Source organism: Streptomyces sp. NPDC037389, from assembly GCF_040636475.1.
In the GTDB taxonomy this organism is placed as follows: Bacteria; Actinomycetota; Actinomycetes; order Streptomycetales; family Streptomycetaceae; genus Streptomyces; species Streptomyces hesseae.
Window position 1 is genome coordinate 530778 of sequence record NZ_JBEZUS010000002.1, and the last position, 17578, is coordinate 548355.

Annotated in this window: 17 protein-coding genes; 3 read left to right on the top strand and 14 right to left on the bottom strand. The window is 71.7% G+C overall.

Features of this window, described 5'->3' with window-relative positions:
* Positions 1-3: 3 nt before the first annotated feature.
* The 3 genes from AB0E98_RS05970 to AB0E98_RS05980 all read right to left on the bottom strand — a co-directional run bounded on the left by AB0E98_RS05970 (position 4) and on the right by AB0E98_RS05980 (position 3821).
* Positions 4-402: an OB-fold nucleic acid binding domain-containing protein gene (locus AB0E98_RS05970; protein WP_229358002.1), complete on the bottom strand. Its 399-nt coding sequence runs from the start codon at positions 400-402 to the stop codon at positions 4-6.
* Between the two features lie 85 nt (positions 403-487).
* Positions 488-1177 carry a response regulator gene (locus AB0E98_RS05975; RefSeq protein ID WP_311610898.1) on the bottom strand — a complete coding sequence of 230 codons (690 nt, stop codon included), beginning with the start codon at positions 1175-1177 and terminating at the stop codon, positions 488-490.
* Between the two features lie 91 nt (positions 1178-1268).
* Positions 1269-3821, bottom strand: a complete 2553-nt coding sequence (locus tag AB0E98_RS05980; RefSeq protein ID WP_361699020.1) for a sensor histidine kinase KdpD — start codon at positions 3819-3821, stop codon at positions 1269-1271.
* A 283-nt stretch (positions 3822-4104) separates the two neighbouring features.
* Here AB0E98_RS05980 and AB0E98_RS05985 point away from each other — a divergent pair, with 283 nt between their 5' ends.
* Positions 4105-4644 carry a GNAT family N-acetyltransferase gene (locus tag AB0E98_RS05985; protein ID WP_361699022.1) on the top strand — a complete coding sequence of 180 codons (540 nt, stop codon included), beginning with the start codon at positions 4105-4107 and terminating at the stop codon, positions 4642-4644.
* Between the two features lie 9 nt (positions 4645-4653).
* Here the strand turns inward: AB0E98_RS05985 and AB0E98_RS05990 are convergent, their stop codons facing one another.
* Positions 4654-6552: an NAD-binding protein gene (locus AB0E98_RS05990; RefSeq protein ID WP_361699370.1), complete on the bottom strand. Its 1899-nt coding sequence runs from the start codon at positions 6550-6552 to the stop codon at positions 4654-4656.
* Positions 6553-6725: 173 nt separating this feature from the next.
* Here AB0E98_RS05990 and AB0E98_RS05995 point away from each other — a divergent pair, with 173 nt between their 5' ends.
* The gene (locus AB0E98_RS05995) at positions 6726-7223 is read left to right on the top strand and encodes an NUDIX domain-containing protein (protein ID WP_361699024.1); all 498 of its coding nucleotides are present in this window, start codon (positions 6726-6728) and stop codon (positions 7221-7223) included.
* A 172-nt stretch (positions 7224-7395) separates the two neighbouring features.
* Here the strand turns inward: AB0E98_RS05995 and kdpC are convergent, their stop codons facing one another.
* The 7 genes from kdpC to AB0E98_RS06030 all read right to left on the bottom strand — a co-directional run bounded on the left by kdpC (position 7396) and on the right by AB0E98_RS06030 (position 14135).
* Positions 7396-8046, bottom strand: a complete 651-nt coding sequence (kdpC, locus tag AB0E98_RS06000) for a potassium-transporting ATPase subunit KdpC (RefSeq protein WP_361699026.1) — start codon at positions 8044-8046, stop codon at positions 7396-7398.
* A gap of 4 nt (positions 8047-8050) precedes the next feature.
* Positions 8051-10162, bottom strand: coding sequence for a potassium-transporting ATPase subunit KdpB (kdpB, locus tag AB0E98_RS06005; RefSeq protein ID WP_361699028.1), 2112 nt, complete (start codon positions 10160-10162; stop codon positions 8051-8053).
* On the bottom strand, positions 10159-11850 hold the full coding sequence (gene kdpA, locus AB0E98_RS06010) for a potassium-transporting ATPase subunit KdpA (protein WP_361699030.1): 1692 nt from the start codon (positions 11848-11850) through the stop codon (positions 10159-10161). Before kdpA ends, kdpB begins: the two co-directional genes overlap by 4 nt.
* Positions 11851-11858: 8 nt before the next feature.
* Entirely contained in the window at positions 11859-11948 is a 90-nt protein-coding gene (gene kdpF / locus AB0E98_RS06015; RefSeq protein WP_043188605.1) for a K(+)-transporting ATPase subunit F, read from the bottom strand.
* A gap of 324 nt (positions 11949-12272) precedes the next feature.
* Complete coding sequence (locus AB0E98_RS06020) at positions 12273-13043, bottom strand: DUF3710 domain-containing protein (RefSeq protein ID WP_361699032.1); 771 nt, start codon at positions 13041-13043, stop codon at positions 12273-12275.
* A gap of 1 nt (position 13044) precedes the next feature.
* Entirely contained in the window at positions 13045-13545 is a 501-nt protein-coding gene (gene dut, locus AB0E98_RS06025; RefSeq protein WP_126918263.1) for a dUTP diphosphatase, read from the bottom strand.
* 5 nt (positions 13546-13550) lie between these two features.
* Positions 13551-14135, bottom strand: a complete 585-nt coding sequence (locus AB0E98_RS06030; protein WP_361699034.1) for a PaaI family thioesterase — start codon at positions 14133-14135, stop codon at positions 13551-13553.
* A 59-nt stretch (positions 14136-14194) separates the two neighbouring features.
* Here AB0E98_RS06030 and AB0E98_RS06035 point away from each other — a divergent pair, with 59 nt between their 5' ends.
* Complete coding sequence (locus AB0E98_RS06035) at positions 14195-14638, top strand: DUF3093 domain-containing protein (RefSeq protein WP_361699036.1); 444 nt, start codon at positions 14195-14197, stop codon at positions 14636-14638.
* Between the two features lie 131 nt (positions 14639-14769).
* On the opposite strand, the gene AB0E98_RS06040 is transcribed toward AB0E98_RS06035, so the two are convergent.
* The 3 genes from AB0E98_RS06040 to AB0E98_RS06050 form a co-directional block, all read right to left on the bottom strand.
* Positions 14770-15594: a hypothetical protein gene (locus tag AB0E98_RS06040; RefSeq protein ID WP_361699038.1), complete on the bottom strand. Its 825-nt coding sequence runs from the start codon at positions 15592-15594 to the stop codon at positions 14770-14772.
* Positions 15595-15607: 13 nt separating this feature from the next.
* On the bottom strand, positions 15608-15904 hold the full coding sequence (locus AB0E98_RS06045; RefSeq protein ID WP_229355835.1) for a DUF4193 domain-containing protein: 297 nt from the start codon (positions 15902-15904) through the stop codon (positions 15608-15610).
* 427 nt (positions 15905-16331) lie between these two features.
* Positions 16332-17576, bottom strand: coding sequence for a HAMP domain-containing sensor histidine kinase (locus tag AB0E98_RS06050; protein ID WP_361699040.1), 1245 nt, complete (start codon positions 17574-17576; stop codon positions 16332-16334).
* Positions 17577-17578 lie beyond the last annotated feature (2 nt).

Below are 17578 nucleotides of genomic sequence, written 5' to 3' on the forward strand. Positions count from 1 at the left end.
CGGCTACTCCTGTCCGAGCGGTCGGAGTTCGTATCGGGGATTGAACAGCACCCTCCGGCCGCGGCTCATGGAGATCCGCCCGGAGGCGATCAGCTTACGGCCGGGCTCTATGCCCGCGATGGAGCGGCGGCCCAGCCAGACCACGTCGAGCGCGGCCGAGCCGTCGAACAGCTCCGCCTCCAGGGCGGGCACCCCGGCGCGGGGCCGGAGGGTGACCGTCCGCAGCGTACCGGTCACCTTGACGATGTCACGGTCGTCGCAGTCGCAGATTCGGGTGCAGCCCGTGGCCTCCGTGTCCTGCTGAAGCTCGGCGTGGTGGAGCTCCTCCTGGGAGGACGACAGCCGGTCGAGCATCCGGCGGAAACGGCCGGTCGGCTTCTCGGAACGGGGTACGGCACTCATGTCCCCAGCGTACCGGGGGCCCACGCCGACGGGATCAGTCCCGACAGGCCCGGCGCGGCCCCCCTCACACCTCGAACCGGCCCCCTCACACCTCGAACCGGTACCCCATCCCCGGCTCCGTGATGAAGTGCTTCGGGTGCGAGGGGTCGAGTTCCAGCTTGCGGCGGAGCTGGGCCATGTACACCCGCAGGTAGTTCGTCTCCGTCCCGTACGACGGCCCCCAGACCTCCTGGAGCAGCTGCTTCTGGCTGACGAGACGGCCCGTATTGCGCACCAGGACCTCCAGCAGGTGCCACTCCGTCGGCGTGAGGCGTACGTCCTTGCCGCCTCGGTTGACCTTCTTCGCCGCGAGGTCGACCGTGAAGCCCTCGGTCTCGACGATCGCGTCGTCGCCCGCCGCCGACACGCCCGTCGGCTCGGCCCGCCGCACGGCGGCCCGCAGCCGGGCCAGCAGCTCGTCCATGCCGAACGGCTTGGTGACGTAGTCGTCGGCGCCCGCGTCGAGCGCCTCGACCTTCTCGTCGGAGGTCTGGCGGGCGGAGAGGACCAGGATCGGCACCCGGGTCCAGCCGCGCAGGCCCTTGATCACCTCGACGCCGTCCATGTCGGGCAGGCCGAGGTCGAGGATGACCACGTCGGGGTGGCGCGCGGCGGCGAGCTGGAGTGCGGTGGCGCCGTCGGGTGCGGCGTCGACCTCGTACTTCCGCGCCTTGAGGTTGATCACGAGCGCGCGCACGATCTGCGGCTCGTCATCCACCACGAGCACCCGGTTCATGCTGAACCACCTCTGCTGTTCGTGCGGGCCCCGCCATGGGAGCCCGGGATTCCGTCGGGGTTGTTGCGGGGGCCACGCCCCGGCCCGGGCCTCACGAGGTGGCCTGGGCCGGGAGGTCCGGCCGTACGGGCGGCCGGCCGGCGGCCGCCCGCAGGGTCAGGACCATGGTCATCCCGCCGCCGGGGGTGTCCTCGGCGGCCAGTGTGCCGCCCATGGACTCGGCGAAGCCGCGGGCGACCGCGAGACCGAGGCCGACGCCGGCGCCGCGCGGCGCGTCGCCGTAACGCTGGAAGGGCTCGAAGATGCGGTCCTTGGCGCTGTCCGGGACGCCGGGCCCCTGGTCGGCGACCCGCACCTCGACCCGGTCCCCCAGAGCGCTGGCGGAGACCAGGACCCGGGAGCCGTCGGGGCTGTACTTGACCGCGTTCTCCACGATGTTCGCCACGGCGCGCTCCAGCAGGCCGGGGTCGACGGCCACCATCGGCAGCGTCTCGGGGATGTCGAGGACGACGCTGGTCTCGGGGACGCCGCCCAGCGCCATCGGGACCACCTCGTCGAGGTCGATCTCCCTGATCAGCGGGGTGACGGTGCCGGTCTGGAGGCGGGACATGTCGAGGAGGTTGCCGACGAGGTGGTCGAGCCGGTCGGCGCCGTCCTCGATGCCGGCCAGCAGCTCGGCCTCGTCCTCCTCCGACCAGGCGACGTCGTCGGAGCGCAGCGAGGTGACGGACGCCTTGATGCCGGCCAGCGGGGTACGCAGGTCGTGGCTGACGGCGGCCAGCAGGGCCGTGCGGATGCGGTTGCCCTCGGCGAGCGCCCGGGCCTCCTCCGCCCGGTCCACCAGCCGCTGCCGGTCCAGGACGACCGCGGCCTGCGCGGCGAAGGCGGCCAGCACCCGGCGGTCCTCGGCGGGCAGCACCCGGCCGGAGAGCGCGAGGGCCATGTTGTCGCCGACGGGCATGTCGACGTCGGCGTCCTCGGGGCGCAGCAGGGGCTTGCCATTGTTGGTGACGACGCTGCTCGCGCAGGTCCAGGGGTCGACCTCGCTGGCGCGCTCCAGCAGCGCCACCGACTCCATGCCGAAGGTCTCGCGGACCCGCTCCAGCAGGGCGTCCAGGCTCGTCTCGCCGCGCAGGACGCTGCCGGCGAGGAAGGAGAGGATCTCCGATTCCGCGCGCAGCCGCGCGGCCTGGTGGGTGCGGCGGGCGGCGACGTCGACGACGGACGCCACGGAGATCGCCACGAAGACGAAGATCGTGATGGCGACGATGTTCCTGCTGTCGGTGATCGTCAGCCGGTGGACGGGAGGGACGAAGTAGTAGTTGAGCAGGAGGGAGCCGAAGGCCGCCGACGCCAGCGCCGGGAACATGCCTCCCAGCAGGGCCGCGCCGACCGTCGTGCACAGGAACAGCAGCATGTCGTTGGCGAGCCCGAGCTCCGGGACGACCTGCGTCAGCAGCAGGCTGAGCAGTGCCGGGCCGGCCACGCCGACCAGCCAGCCGGCCACGATCCGCCCCCGGCCGAGCCGGGCGCCGCGGGCCACGGGCAGGCCGCGGCCCTTGGCGACCTCGCCGTGGGTGACGATGTGGACGTCGAGGTCGGGGCCGGAGTCCCGGGCGACGGTCGCGCCCACGCCGGGCCCGAAGATGTACTGCCAGGTCTTGCGGCGGCTGGAGCCGAGCACGATCTGGGTGGCGTTCACCCCGCGCGCGAACTCCAGCAGCGAGGCCGGGACGTCGTCCCCTATGACGTGGTGGAAGGTGCCGCCCAGGTCCTCGACCAGGGTGCGCTGGACCGCCAGCTCCTTGGGGGAGGCCGAGGTCAGTCCGTCGCTGCGGGCGATGTACACCGCGAGGATCTCGCTGCCGGAGCCCTTGGCCGCCATGCGGGAGGCGCGGCGGATGAGCGTACGGCCCTCGGGGCCGCCGGTGAGGCCGACGACGATGCGCTCACGGGCGTGCCAGATGGTCGAGACGTCGTGCTCGGTGCGGTACTGCCGCAGGTATTCGTCGACCCGGTCGGCCGTCCACAGCAGGGCCAGCTCGCGCAGGGCGGTCAGATTGCCGGGGCGGAAGTAGTTGGAGAGGGCCGCGTCGACCTTGTCGGGTTTGTAGATGTTGCCGTGCGCCATGCGGCGGCGCAGGGCCTGCGGCGACATGTCGACCAGCTCTATCTGGCCCGCGCGGCGCACGACCTCGTCGGGGACGGTCTCGCGCTGACGGACGCCCGTTATCGACTCGACCACATCGCCCAGCGACTCCAGGTGCTGGATGTTGACGGTGGAGACCACGTCGATGCCGGCCTGGAGCAGCTCCTCGACGTCCTGCCAGCGCTTGGTGTTGCGGGAGCCGGGGACGTTGGTGTGGGCGAGCTCGTCCACGAGGGCGACGGCCGGGCGGCGGGCGAGGATCGCGTCCACGTCCATCTCGGTGAAGCGCGAGTCCCGGTAGACGAGGTCGCGCCGGGGCACCTCCTCCAGGCCGTGGAGCATGACCTCGGTGCGCGGACGGTTGTGGTGCTCCACGAAACCGACCACGACGTCCGTGCCACGCTCCACCCGGCGATGCGCCTCGGAGAGCATCGCGTAGGTCTTGCCGACGCCCGGTGCCGCGCCGAGGTAGATCCGGAGGTTGCCGCGTCCCATGGCCCCTATTGTCTTTCACGAGTCACGGCGGTGTGCAGGCTGCCGCGTATCCCCGACCTTACGACCAGGGTTTTGGACATTTCGGGCGGTAGCCGGTCGGGCGGCAGGTATTGACGCAGTCCTGACGCGTCGGACCGTAACCGTCCGCCCGCAGGTCGGAGGCTTGGCGGCGGCCGGGGGCGGGGAAATCCGGTGCGCCGCCGCCGGCGCCCGGCGACAATGACGCGGCGGGGACCCCCACACACCGACGCTCCGTCCCCGCCGACGCGAGGAGGCCTCCACCATGCCCGAGCCGCGCACCGCGCACACCTCCGACCTCACCGCCGCCGAACTGGCCACGATCCGGGCCCTGCTGGACGACGCGTTCGGCGACCGCTTCACGGACGACGACTGGGACCACGCGGTGGGCGGCATCCACGCCATGGTGTGGGAGGACGGCGTCCTCCTCGCCCACGGCTCGCTGGTGCAGCGCCGGCTGCTGCACGGCGGGCGCGCGCTGCGCACGGGCTATGTCGAGGCCGTGGCCGTGCGCGCGGACCGCCGCCGCGAGGGCCTCGCGTCGGCGGTGATGGCGGCGCTGGAGGGGGTGCTGCTGCGGGGCGCGTACGAGCTGGGCGCCCTCGGCGCCTCGGAGGTGGCGGCTCGGCTGTACACGGGCCGGGGCTGGCACCAGTGGCGGGGCCCGCTGTCGGTCCTCGCCCCGTCGGGGATGCGGCGCATCCCGGAGGAGGCCGGGAGCGTCTATGTCCTTCCGGTGGCCGCGCCGGGGCCGGATCTGGACGGCGAGCTCGTCTGCGACTGGCGGCCGGGCGACGTGTGGTGAGCCGGCGGGTCAGCCGGTCCGGCCGCCGTCGGCGTCCGTACGGGAGCGGGACCGGCGGCCCAGCAGGTCCGCCAGTCCCTCCCGGGTCGCGGCCACGATCACCCGGTCCCCGGGGCCCAGGACATGCCCGGGCGGCGGGTCCCAGCGCGGCGTCGCCTCCGGGCCGCACAGGGCGAGGACCCGCCAGGCGCCGGGGCGGAACGCCTCCCCCGCCGTACGGCCCTCGAGCGCGGCGTGGCCCTCGACCTCCACGGCGGCGATGAGTACGACTTTCCGCTCGACGGGGACCGCCCCCAGGATCCGACGGCCCATCATCGCGCCCGCGAAGGCCGGGGCCGCCAGGGAGGAAACGCTGCGGCTGCGGGTCAGCGCCTGGGGGTGGGAGTCCCGCAGGGTGCGGTAGACCGCGCCGGCGAAGCGGTCGTCGTACAGCCGCATGACCACTCGAAGGTCGGGTTTGACGCCTCGCGCGTACAGAACGGCTTCCAGGTTTGTGATGTCGCTACTGGTCAGCGCCAGCAGGGTGCGGCTGTCGGCGATCTTGGCCGCTTCCAGGACGCCCTCCTCGGTGATGTCACCGATGATCGTGGGGACCCGGAGCGAGCGGGCCAGGGCGACGCCCCGAGCCTGTGGGTCGCGCTCCACACAGACCACCGGGATGCCGAGCTCCCGCAGCCGGGCCAGCACCCGCGCCCCGATCTTGCCGAGCCCCAGCAGCACCACATGCCCGGACAGCCCACGCGGCGGCCGCGGCAGCGCCGAGGCGGACCGGAACGTACCCAGGCCCTCCAGGGCCGCCGCCACCAGCAGCGGCAGCAGCAACAGCCCCAGCAGCCCGGACAGCAGCTGGAGGATCTGCCGCCCCATGGGCTGCCCGATGGCCGGGTCGTTGATGGCGAAGAGGTCCAGGAGGGACAGATACGCCGCGTGCACCGGCGCCTCCCCCGTCACCAGCCACGACGCGACCGCCAGCCCGCACACGGCCGCCGCCAGCCCCACCAGCGCCCAGCGCAGCCGCGGGGAGAAGAACGAACCCAGCGGCAGGCTGCGCGCCGCCGCGAACCGCGAGGACGGCGGCGGCGGCGCCGCGTACCGCACGGTCTCCAGCACGACGCGCCCCCGCCGTCCGGCCCGCGCCACCTGCCGCTCGTCGGGCAGCAGCACCGGCCCGTCGCCGTCCGAGAGCAGGGCGAGGGTGACCGTCCCGGCCCCGGCGTCGTCCCCGCCCTGCCCGGAGGGCGGCGCGGGCCGTTCCACGGCCCGCAGCAGCAGGTCCCCCGCCTCGATGGCCTTGCTGGTGCCCGTCACGGCGGCGGCCACCAGCGCCGGGGCGGCGGTGTCGGCGTCGGAGAGCACCGTGGTGGTCCCGGCGTCCGCGTCGCCCATGAGGGCGGCCTGGTCGAGGAGCTCCTCCAGGTACTGGCCGAGGCGGCGGTTGTAGAGCCGGATGACCAGCCGCAGCCGGGGGTTGAGCCGCCGGGCGCGCATCGCGGCGTTGACGTTCGTCTCGTCGTCGTCATAGACGAGCGCCAGTGCGACGGCTCGTTCGACACCGGCCTCCGTCAGCGCCTCGTCGTCGGGCTCGGCGGCCTCAACGACCCGTACCGGCCCACCGGACGAACCGTCGGGCCCGGCTGCCCGGTTGAGGCCGGTCGCCCTGCTGGACCCGGTCGCCCTGTTGGCGCCGGACGAACCGTTGGGGCCCGGCGAGCCGTTGGGGCCGTTCACGCCCCGTCCGACCGCGCCCGTCACCCGTCCGAAGAGCGCGGCGGCCCGCCCCGCCACCGCCACGGGGCGACGCCGGTCGTCGCGGGCGGGCGGCAGCACCAGGACGACCCGCTCGCCGTGCACACCGGACAGCTCCGCCGCGAGCCGGGGCGCCAGGCCGTCGTCACCGCACACGACCATGTGCGGTGCGGGCGACGCGACATGGGACTGCTGAGGTAAGGAAGCCACGCCCCTACAGTGCCCTGCCGCGGCCCGTGACGCCGCGCGTTTTCCCTTCGACGCGCGGGCCGGCCCCGCGTATGGATGGGGCGAACGCGGGCCGTGCCGCCCGGGAGTGCGCCATGATGCGGGGCATGACCCTGACACCGATGTGCCTGTGCCTGGTGACCCGGACCGCCGCCGACGGTGAACGGGAGGTCCTGCTCGGCCGGAAGAAGCGGGGCTTCGGCACGGGCAACATCGTGGGCCTCGGCGGCCACGTGGAGGCCGGGGAGAGCCCGGCACGGGCCGCGGTGCGCGAACTGCGGGAGGAGTCCTCGCTGGTCGCGCCCGAGTCGGCGCTGCGACCGGCGGCGAAGCTCGTCTTCCGCTTCCCGGCCCGCCCGGAGCACGACCAGGAGGTGACCGTCTTCGTCACCGGCACCGCCACCGGCACCCCGCGCGAGTGCGACGAGATCGCGCCCGCCTGGTACCCGGTGCGCGCGCTGCCGCTGGGGGCCATGTGGGACGACGCCGGGCACTGGATGCCCGATGTGCTCGAAGGACACTACGTCGACGCCGAGTTCACCTTCGCCGACGACTGCCTGACCGTCGCCACGGCACGGGTCCGGGCGGAGCCGGTGGCGGGCTGACGACGGCCACCGGGCTGATAACAGCCACTGGGCTGACGACGGCCACTGGGCCGATGGGACGTCACGGACAGGCATCCGAACGGCGAACGGCCCGGCCCCCGGTCACCGCGGACGCGCGAGGTGACAAGGGGGCCGGGCCGTCGGTGCCGGACACGGCTCACCGGAAGGGGGTTCAGCCCTTGGCGAGCTCCTTCAGGGCCACGTTGAGCTGGAGCACATTGACGTGCTCCTCACCCATGAAGCCGAGGATCCGGCCGTCCACGTGGTCCTCGACCAGCTTCTCGACCTCGGCCTCCGGCAGCCCGTTGGCCTTCGCCACGCGCTTGGCCTGGAGCCGGGCGTAGTCCGGGGAGATGTGCGGGTCGACGCCGGAGGCGGAGGCCGTCAGGGCGTCCACCGGCACCGAGGCCGGGGAGGCGCCATTGAAGGCGGCGACGTCCGCGCGGCGCTGCTCGACGGAGGAGAGCAGTACCTTGCTGTCGGCGGCGAGGTTCGAGGCGCCGGAGACCAGCAGCTTGTACCGGGTGTTCTCGGTGTTGGGACCGGCCGCCGAGGGGCGGGGCTGGAAGTACTTGGGGTCCGGCAGGGGGTTGCCGTCCTTGTCCTTCTTGTCCGCGAGGTTGAAGCTCTGGCCGAGCAGCTCGGAGCCCACGGACTTGCCGTCGACCTTGATCTCGGAGCCGTTGGCCTTGTCGTTGAAGGCCGCCTGGGCGATGCCGGTGACGACGAGCGGGTAGATCACACCGCAGACCACCGTGAGGACGAGCAGGGCGCGGAGCCCGGCGCCGACCAGCCGGAGCGTGTTCTGTACGGAGTTGTTCATGACGTCACCCGATGCCAGGGATGAGGGAGATGAGCAGGTCGATGATCTTGATGCCGATGAACGGGGAGATCAGGCCGCCCAGTCCGTAGATCAGCAGGTTGCGGCGGAGCATGGCGTCCGCGCTCATCGGGCGGTAGCGCACGCCCTTGAGGGCGAGCGGCACCAGGGCCACGATGATCAGCGCGTTGAAGATGACGGCCGACAGGATCGCGGACTTCGGCGACGCCAGGCTCATGATGTTGAGCTTGTCGAGGCCGGGGTAGGCGACGGCGAACATCGCGGGGATGATCGCGAAGTACTTCGCCACGTCGTTGGCGATGGAGAAGGTGGTCAGCGCGCCACGGGTGATCAGCAGCTGCTTGCCGATCTCGACGATCTCGATGAGCTTGGTCGGGTTGGAGTCCAGGTCCACCATGTTCCCGGCCTCCTTGGCGGCGGAGGTGCCGGTGTTCATGGCCACGCCCACGTCGGCCTGGGCGAGCGCCGGGGCGTCGTTGGTGCCGTCGCCGGTCATGGCCACGAGCTTGCCGCCGGCCTGCTCGCGCTTGATGAGCGCCATCTTGTCCTCGGGCGTGGCCTCGGCCAGGAAGTCGTCGACTCCCGCCTCCTCCGCGATCGCCCTCGCCGTCAGCGGGTTGTCACCCGTGATCATGACAGTCCTGATGCCCATGGCGCGCAGCTCGTCGAACCGCTCGCGCATGCCCTCCTTGACGACGTCCTTCAGGTGGATGACGCCCAGGACGCGGGGGCCCTTGTCGTCCTCGACCGCGACGAGCAGCGGGGTGCCGCCGGCCTGCGAGATGTCGTCGGTGAGCTTGGTGGCGTCCTCGGCGACGGTGCCGCCGCGTTCCTCGACCCAGGCCACGACCGAACCGGTCGCGCCCTTGCGGACCTTGCGGCCGTCGACGTCCACACCGGACATCCGGGTCTGGGCGGTGAAGGGGATCCACTCGGCGCCGACGAGCTCGCCCTCGTGGCGCTCGCGCAGGCCGTACTTCTCCTTGGCGAGGACGACGATCGAGCGGCCCTCGGGCGTCTCGTCGGACAGCGAGGAGAGCTGGGCGGCGTCGGCCACCTCGGCGGCCATGGTGCCCTTGACGGGCACGAACTCGGCGGCCTGGCGGTTGCCGTAGGTGATGGTGCCCGTCTTGTCGAGCAGCAGCGTCGAGACGTCGCCCGCGGCCTCCACCGCGCGCCCGGACATCGCCAGGACGTTGCGCTGGACGAGCCGGTCCATGCCGGCGATGCCGATCGCGGAGAGCAGCGCGCCGATGGTCGTCGGGATGAGGCAGACGAGCAGGGCGGCCAGCACGATCATCGTCTGCTCGGCGCCCGCGTAGATCGCGAAGGGCTGGAGGGTGACGACGGCGAGCAGGAAGACGATGGTGAGCGAGGCCAGCAGGATGTTGAGGGCTATCTCGTTCGGCGTCTTCTGGCGGGCGGCACCCTCGACCAGGTTGATCATCCGGTCGATGAAGGTCTCGCCCGGCTTGGTCGTGATCTTGATGACGATGCGGTCGGAGAGGACCTTCGTACCGCCGGTGACGGCCGAGCGGTCGCCGCCGGACTCCCGGATGACGGGGGCCGACTCGCCGGTGATGGCCGACTCGTCGACGGAGGCCACGCCCTCGACGACGTCCCCGTCGCCCGGGATGATGTCGCCCGCCTCGCAGACGACCAGGTCGCCCACGCGCAGCTCGGTGCCGGGCACCGACTCCTCGCCGCCGTCGCCGGTCATCCGGCGCGCGACCGTGTCGGTCTTGGCCTTGCGCAGGGTGTCGGCCTGGGCCTTGCCGCGGCCCTCGGCGACGGCCTCGGCGAGGTTGGCGAACAGAACGGTCAGCCACAGCCAGATCGTGATCGTCCAGCCGAACCAGTCGCCCGGGTTCTTCAGCGCCAGGCCGGTGGTGACCACCGAGCCGACCTCGACCACGAACATGACCGGGGACTTGACCATGACCCGGGGGTCGAGCTTGCGGAAGGCGTCCGGCAGGGACTTGACCAGCTGGGCGGGGTCGAAGAGCCCGCCGGAGACCCGGCCGGCCTCCTGGTCGCCGTGCGGGTGGACGTCCTTGGGGTCCTCGGATTCGGTACGGACAGGGGTGGTCGTGCTCATGAGAGTCCCTCCGCCATCGGGCCAAGGGCCAGGGCCGGGAAGTAGGTCAAGCCGGTGATGATGAGGATCGCGCCGACGAGCAGGCCCGCGAAGAGCGGCTTCTCGGTGCGCAGGGTTCCCGCGGTCTCGGGGACGGGCTTCTGCTCGGCGAGCGAGCCGGCCAGCGCCAGGACGAAGACCATCGGCAGGAAGCGCCCGAGCAGCATCGCGAGGCCGATCGTGGTGTTGTACCAGGGCGTGTTCGCGTTGAGGCCGGCGAAGGCGGATCCGTTGTTGTTGGCGCCGGAGGTGAAGGCGTAGAGGACCTCGGAGAAGCCGTGGGCGCCGCTGTTGTGCACCGAGTTGCCCGCGGTGTTGAGGATCGACTCCGGCGGCGAGGCCAGCGCCATGGACAGCGCGGTGAAGCCGAGGACCAGGGTCGGGGTGATGAGGATGTAGCACGCGGCGAGCTTGATCTCACGGGTGCCGATCTTCTTGCCGAGGTACTCGGGCGTACGGCCCACCATCAGGCCCGCGATGAAGACCGCGATGATCGCCATCACGAGCATGCCGTAGAGGCCGGAGCCGACGCCGCCGGGGGCGATCTCGCCGAGCATCATGCCCAGCAGGGTGATGCCGCCGCCGAGGCCGGTGAAGGAGGAGTGGAAGGAGTCCACGGCACCGGTCGAGGTGAGCGTGGTCGTGGTCGCGAAGATCGCGGAGGCGCCGACGCCGAAGCGCTGCTCCTTACCCTCCATCGCGCCGCCGGCGGCCTGGAGCGCCGCGCCGTGGTGCGCGTACTCGGTCCACATCATCAGCGCGGTGAAGCCGAGCCAGATGACGCCCATCGTCGCCAGGATCGCGTAGCCCTGCTTGACGTTGCCGACGAGCTTGCCGAAGGTGCGGGTCAGCGCGAAGGGGATGATGAGGATCAGGAACGCCTCGAAGAGGTTGGTGAAGGCGTTGGGGTTCTCGAACGGGTGGGCGGAGTTGGCGTTGAAGTAGCCGCCGCCGTTGGTGCCGAGCTCCTTGATGACCTCCTGCGAGGCCACGGCGCCGCCGTTGACCTGCTGAGTACCGCCCGCGAGCTGCCCGATGTCGTGGATGCCGGCGAAGTTCTGGATGGCGCCGCACGCGACGAGGATCAGCGCGCCGACCACCGAGAGGGGGATCAGGACGCGGATCGTGCCGCGCACCAGGTCGGCCCAGAAGTTGCCCAGCTCGCCGGTGCGGGAGCGGGCGAAGCCCCGGACGAGGGCGACGGCGACGGCCATGCCGACGGCGGCGGAGACGAAGTTCTGCACCGCGAGGCCGAGCGTCTGCACGGCGTGGCCCATGGCCTGCTCACCGGAGTACGACTGCCAGTTGGTGTTGGCCACGAACGAAGCGGCGGTGTTGAACGCCTGGTCCGGGCTGATCGCGGTGAAGCCCAGCGAGAGGGACTCGGGCAGTACGCCCTGGACCCGCTGGAGCAGGTAGAGGAAGAGGACGCTGACCGCGGAGAAGGCGAGAATGCCGCGCAGATAGGCGGGCCAGCGCATTTCCGCGTCGGGGTCGGCGCCGATCAGGCGGTAGATCCATTTCTCGGCGCGCAGGTGCTTCTCGGAGCTGTAGACGCGGGCCATGTAGTCGCCGAGCGGGACGTAGACCAGGGCCAGCGCGCCGATGAGCGCGACGAGCTGAAGAATTCCGGAGAGGACGGGACTCATGTCTGTGCTCAGAACCTCTCCGGGAAAACGAGGGCGAGGATCAGGTAGCCCAGCAGGGCGACGGCCACGACGAGGCCGACGATGTTCTCGGCGGTCACAGCTTCGTCACCCCCTTGGCGACGAGAGCCACCAGCACGAAGACCGCGACGGTGGTGACGACGAAGGCCACATCGGCCATCGTGTGCTCCTAGAGAGGTTCGGGAGAACGGACCTCTAGAGGAAACCTCCACTACCGCCCGGTAGCGCTTCCGTTGACGCCTCCCTTACGGCCATTAGCGCCCCCTTGACGAGATCCATACGCAGGCCTCGTGGACCTGCGAAAACGCTCCGGAAACGCCACTGGGCCGGAACCCGTATTACGGGTTCCGGCCCAGCGAAACGGCATGTTCCGGCCGCCCGGCGGCCGGACGAAGCCCTCGGCGTCAGCGGATCTCGGAGATCTCCGGGCCGCGCTGGAGGCGGTCCACGCCGCCCGCGAAGCGGGAGCCCGGCTCCTCCTGCTGCTGGAGCCCCTCGGCCACCATCTGCGCGTCGTCGGGCAGCTTCAGGACGATCGGGTCGCGCGGCGCCATCGGGGACTCCCCGCGCACCACGACGGTGTCCCGGAAGACCTGCTCCAGCAGCCCGGCGGTCTGCGGCTGCACCGCGCCCTGGCCGGAGATCACACCGCGCAGGAACCAGCGCGGACCGTCACAGCCGATGAAACGGACGAGCTGGACGCCCTGGGTGCCGTCCGGCAGCGCCACGGGCACCTGGGCCCGCAGCTCCCAGCCGAGCGGCCCCTCGACCTCGTCCACGACACCGCCCTGCTGGGTGATGCCGGCCGCGATCTCATCGCGGACCTCGCCCCAGATGCCCTCGCGCTTGGGGGCGGCGAACGCCTGGAGCTGGACGGCGCTGTCGCGCAGCACCACGGTCGCGGCGACGATGGCGTCACCGGCGACCTCGACCCTCAGCTCCATGCCCTCGACGCCGGGCACGAACAGTCCGCCCAGGTCCACCCGGCCCTCGGCGGGGTCCCCGGCCTCGGAGGCGTCCCACGGACCGTCGGGGCGCGGCCCCGGCTCCAGCCGGATCCGGCTCTCGGCCGCGGTGGCCTCTGCGGCCCGGGAGTCCTCAGTCAACTCCTCGGAGGCCACGTCGTCGATACGATCGACAACGTCCTCGCTGCGCTTGCGGCGACGACCGAACACGTCACTGTCCTTCCCGGTCGCAGGCGACCGAAGCGAATCCATTCCCCACGGCAGCGTGGCCACCGGTGGACCCGAAGCCCCCTTCGGCCCGCGCCGAGCCGGGAAGCTCCGCCACCTCGTGGAAGCGGACCTTCTCGACCTGCTGGACAACCAATTGGGCGATGCGGTCGAACCTCTCGAACCGGACGCTCTCGCGCGGGTCCAGATTGACCACAATCACCTTGATCTCTCCACGGTACCCGGCATCGATGGTGCCCGGGGCATTGACCATGGACACCCCGCAGCGGGCCGCCAGGCCCGACCGGGGGTGGACGAACGCCGCGTAGCCGTCGGGCAGCGCGATGGAGATGCCGGTGGGCAGCACCGCGCGCTCGCCGGGGGCGAGCTCGGCGGCCTCGGTGGTGACGAGGTCGCAGCCCGCGTCACCGGGGTGCCCGTACGAGGGAACGGGCACCTCGGGGTCGACCCTGCGGATCAGGACGTCCAGCTGCGGACGGGGCACGACGCTCACGGGTTCACCTCAAAGGCTCGGGCGACCTTCACCTGGTCGGGATCGGCGAGGGCGGCCTGGATCTCCTGCTTGCGGCCGTTCTCGATGAAGTGGTCGACCTTGACCTCGATGAACACCGCGTCCGCCTGTACCGCGACCGGGCCCTCCGGGCCGCCGATGCGGCCGGTGGCCGTGCAGTAGATCTTGCGGCCGTGCACCGCGACGGCCTCGGCCGTCAGGTGCAGCACGGTGCCGACCGGCACCGGACGCGTGAAGTCCGTCTCCAGCCGTCCGGTCACCGCGATGGTGCGCAGCAGCCAGCCCAGCGAGCCCAGGGTCTCGTCCAGGGCCGTGGCCAGCACACCGCCGTGGGCCAGGCCGGGGGCGCCCTGGTGGGCCTCCCTGACGCGGAACTCGGCGGTGACGCTCACGCCCTCGCCGGCGCGCGTCTCCAGGTGCAGCCCGTGCGGCTGACCGCCGCCGCAACCGAAGCAGTGTTCGTAGTGCGACCCGATGATCTCTCCGGGCGCGGGGGCTTCGGGGTGCCGCACCGGAGGCCGTGCGTCGGCCGGCGGTGTCAGCGCTGTCGTTCGTCCACTCACAGGGGCTGACCTTACCCGCGCGAGCGGGGCCCGGTCCCGTCCGTGCCAAGCTTGTGCGTATGCAGCCTTACGAAGAACGCCTGACCGCGCCCCGCTCCTGGTGGGTCATCGCGGTCATGGCCGGCGTCGCCATGGCGCTGATCCTGCTGCCGCTGGGCACCCTGCCGATGCTGGGCGGGCTGATCGGCGGCTCGGCGCTGGCCGCGATGGCGGTCAGCTCGTACGGCTCGGCGCGGATCCGGGTGGTCGGCGACGCCCTGGTGGCGGGGGACGCGAAGATCCCCGTCGCGGCGCTGGGGGTGCCGGAGGTGCTGGACGCCGAGGAGGCCCGCGCCTGGCGCACCCACAAGGCGGACACCCGCGCCTTCATGCTGCTGCGCGGCTATGTGCCCACGGCGGTGCGGATCGAGGTCACCGACCTGGCGGACCCCACTCCGTATCTCTATCTCTCCACGCGTTTCCCCGAGCGGCTGGCCGCCGCCGTCGAGGCCGTACGGGCTTGAGGCCGTACGGGCTTGAGGCCGTACTGGCTTGAGGGCGGGCCCGCGCGACTCCCGTGGCTCCCCCGGGCCCGGCGGTCACCCACAAGGCCCACACGGGCCCCTGAGAGGCCCTTGCGGGCCGTTCCCATGGGTCAGGCCAGCCCCAGACCCTCGTCCGGCGGTTCCGGGGGCGTGCCCGCGAGTTCGTCCCAGGGGACCCGCCGGGTGCGCAGGTCCGCGCGGACCTTCTCGGCGAGCCGCTTGGTGTCCCGGCGGTTCATCACCGCGCCGACGGTCGCGCCGATCATGAAGGGCGTGAGGTTGGGGAGGTTGCGGAAAGTGCGCTTCAGCACCCGCTGGCGCAGCTCGCGACGGAGCTGGCCGCCGAGCGCGGCATTGACGGTCAAGGGGGACGTGACGTCGATGCCACGCTCGTCGGCCCAGGCTCCGAGGTAGGCCACGGCCCGCTGGCGCCCGCTGCCGGGGGCCCGGACGCCGTACACCTCGTGCAGCTCGGCGATGAGCTTGTACTCCACGGCGGCGACCGCGATGACCTCCGCCGCCAGCTCGGCGGGCATGGCGGGCGGCACGGGCAGCATGGCCGCCGCCCCGATGCCCGCGCCCACGGTGGAGGTGCCGTAGACGGCACCGGCCACCAGTTTGTCCGCGAGCTCCTCCGGCCCGAGGCCGGGGAACTGTGTGCGAAGAGTCGCGAGATCACGCACCGGGATGCGTGGAGCGTTCGCGATGATCCGGTCCGCTACGACGGTGAGCCCCGCCCGGCCGAGCCGGCCACCCTTGCGCAGCCGCGCGGCGGCCTCCTGGCCGACGACGACCGCGAGCGAGGCCGTACGGCCTCGCTCGGTGGTCGGGTCGGCACCGGCCTCGACCGTGCCGCCAGGAACGTCCTCGACGGGCCCGGAGGTCAGCCCGGGCCGCTGGGGACGCCGCTTCCGGAACGGGTTCGAGCCTGCCATGGCAGACCCTCGCCTACTCGCAGTCGCGGCAGATCGGCTGGCCGTTCTTCTCCCCGGCGAGCTGGCTGCGGTGGTGCACGAGGAAACAGCTCATGCACGTGAACTCGTCGGCCTGCTTGGGCAGGACCCGAACGGCCAGCTCCTCGTTGGAAAGATCGGCGCCGGGCAGCTCCATGCCCTCGGCGGCCTCGAAGTCGTCGACGTCGACGGACGACGAGGACTTGTCGTTCCGCCGGGACTTCAGTTCTTCAAGGCTGTCACTGTCGACGTCGTCGTCGGTCTTGCGTGGGGTGTCGTAGTCCGTTGCCATGTCGCTCTCCCCCTCTGGGTGTCTGCGGTATCTCCAGCGCACGTAACGCGTGAGAGGCCGGACTTGTGCCCGACCCGAGGCGGAGATTTTGCCTCACATCAAGGTCTGTTACTCAATCGACACCCAACCGCACACCTGAAGAGGTGATCGGGACGGGTGTCGATGGGGACCGTACACGGTCGAAATGCCGTGCGCGGCCACGCCATTCCGTGTACTTCCCGTGATCAGGACCCCTGGAAACCCCCATTTTTCAGGCGTTCTCCCGGGGATGCCGATCACGGAGAGTAGATGGCCGGAAGTCTGCGTATGTGACCGATCACACACAGCCGCGACGCCGGGCGGACCGGATTAATTCCGCCCAAAGCGAACCCGCGAGGACCTATTGTCGCAGACTCCCCTCGCCCGGGCACAACCCGGACCGGCCCGGTCAGGTGGGCAGGACGACGCGCATGGCCAGGCCACCTCCCTCGCGCGGCTCCGCGGTGATCCGCCCGCCGTGAGCCCGGGCCACCGAGCGCACGATGGACAGCCCCAGGCCGACGCCCTTGTCGCTGCCGGTACGCTCCGTGCGCAGCCGCCTGAAGGGCTCGAAGATGTTGTCCACCTCGTAGGCCGGGACGACCGGGCCGGTGTTCTCCACGATCAGCACGGCCTGGCCCGGCAGGGCCTGGGTGGTGACCTCCACCCAGCCGTCGGGGGTGTTGTAGCGCACCGCGTTCTGCACGAGGTTCAGCGCGATCCGCTCCAGCAGCACGCCGTTGCCCTGGACGACCGCGGGCTGCCGGGTGCCGCGCAGCTCCACGCCCTTGGCCTGGGCCTCCCCACGGGCCTGGTCGAGGGCCTGGGAGGCCACCTCGGCGAGGTCCACGGGCTTGCGGTCCACGATCTCGTTGTCGCTGCGGGCGAGCAGCAGCAGGCCCTCCACTAGCTGCTCGCTGCGCTCGTTCGTGGCCAGCAGCGTCTTGCCCAGCTGATGGAGCTCCGGGGAGGCCCCGGGGTCGGAGAGGCTGACCTCCAGCAGGGTGCGGTTGATCGCCAGCGGGGTGCGCAGCTCGTGCGAGGCGTTGGCGACGAAGCGCTGCTGGGCGGTGAAGGCCCGCTCCAGCCGGTCCAGCATCTCGTCGAAGGTGTCCGACAGCTCCTTGAGCTCGTCGTCCGGGCCGCCCAGCTCGATCCGCCGGGTCAGGTCCGTGGCGGCGACGCGGCGAGCGGTACGGGTCATCTTGCCCAGCGGCGAGAGGACCCGGCCCGACATGGCGTAACCGAAGGCGAACGCGATCACCGCGAGGCCGAGGAGGGCGAGGAGGGAGCGCTTGAGGAGCGTGTCGAGTGCCATGGCCCGCAGGTCAGCCTGGCAGGTGCTCAGGACGTGGTTCGCCTCCTGGTAGGTGGAGACGTTCCCGAGCTGGGGGCAGAGACTCGGATTCTCGACCGCGAACTGGGTGCCGCCCGTCAGCTTGATCAGCGGCTGGCTGCCGACATCGAGGGCATTCGCCGCCAGCAGGTAGATGATCGTCAGCAGCAGCACGCCGGCCATCAGGAACATCCCGCCGTAGAGCAGGGTGAGACGTATCCGGATGGTCGGGCGGAGCCAGGGGTACGGGCGGACGACGGGCTGGCGGGGGTCCCAAGCGGGCTTCGGCGGGGCCTGCGGGGTGGGGGTGGCGGCCATCG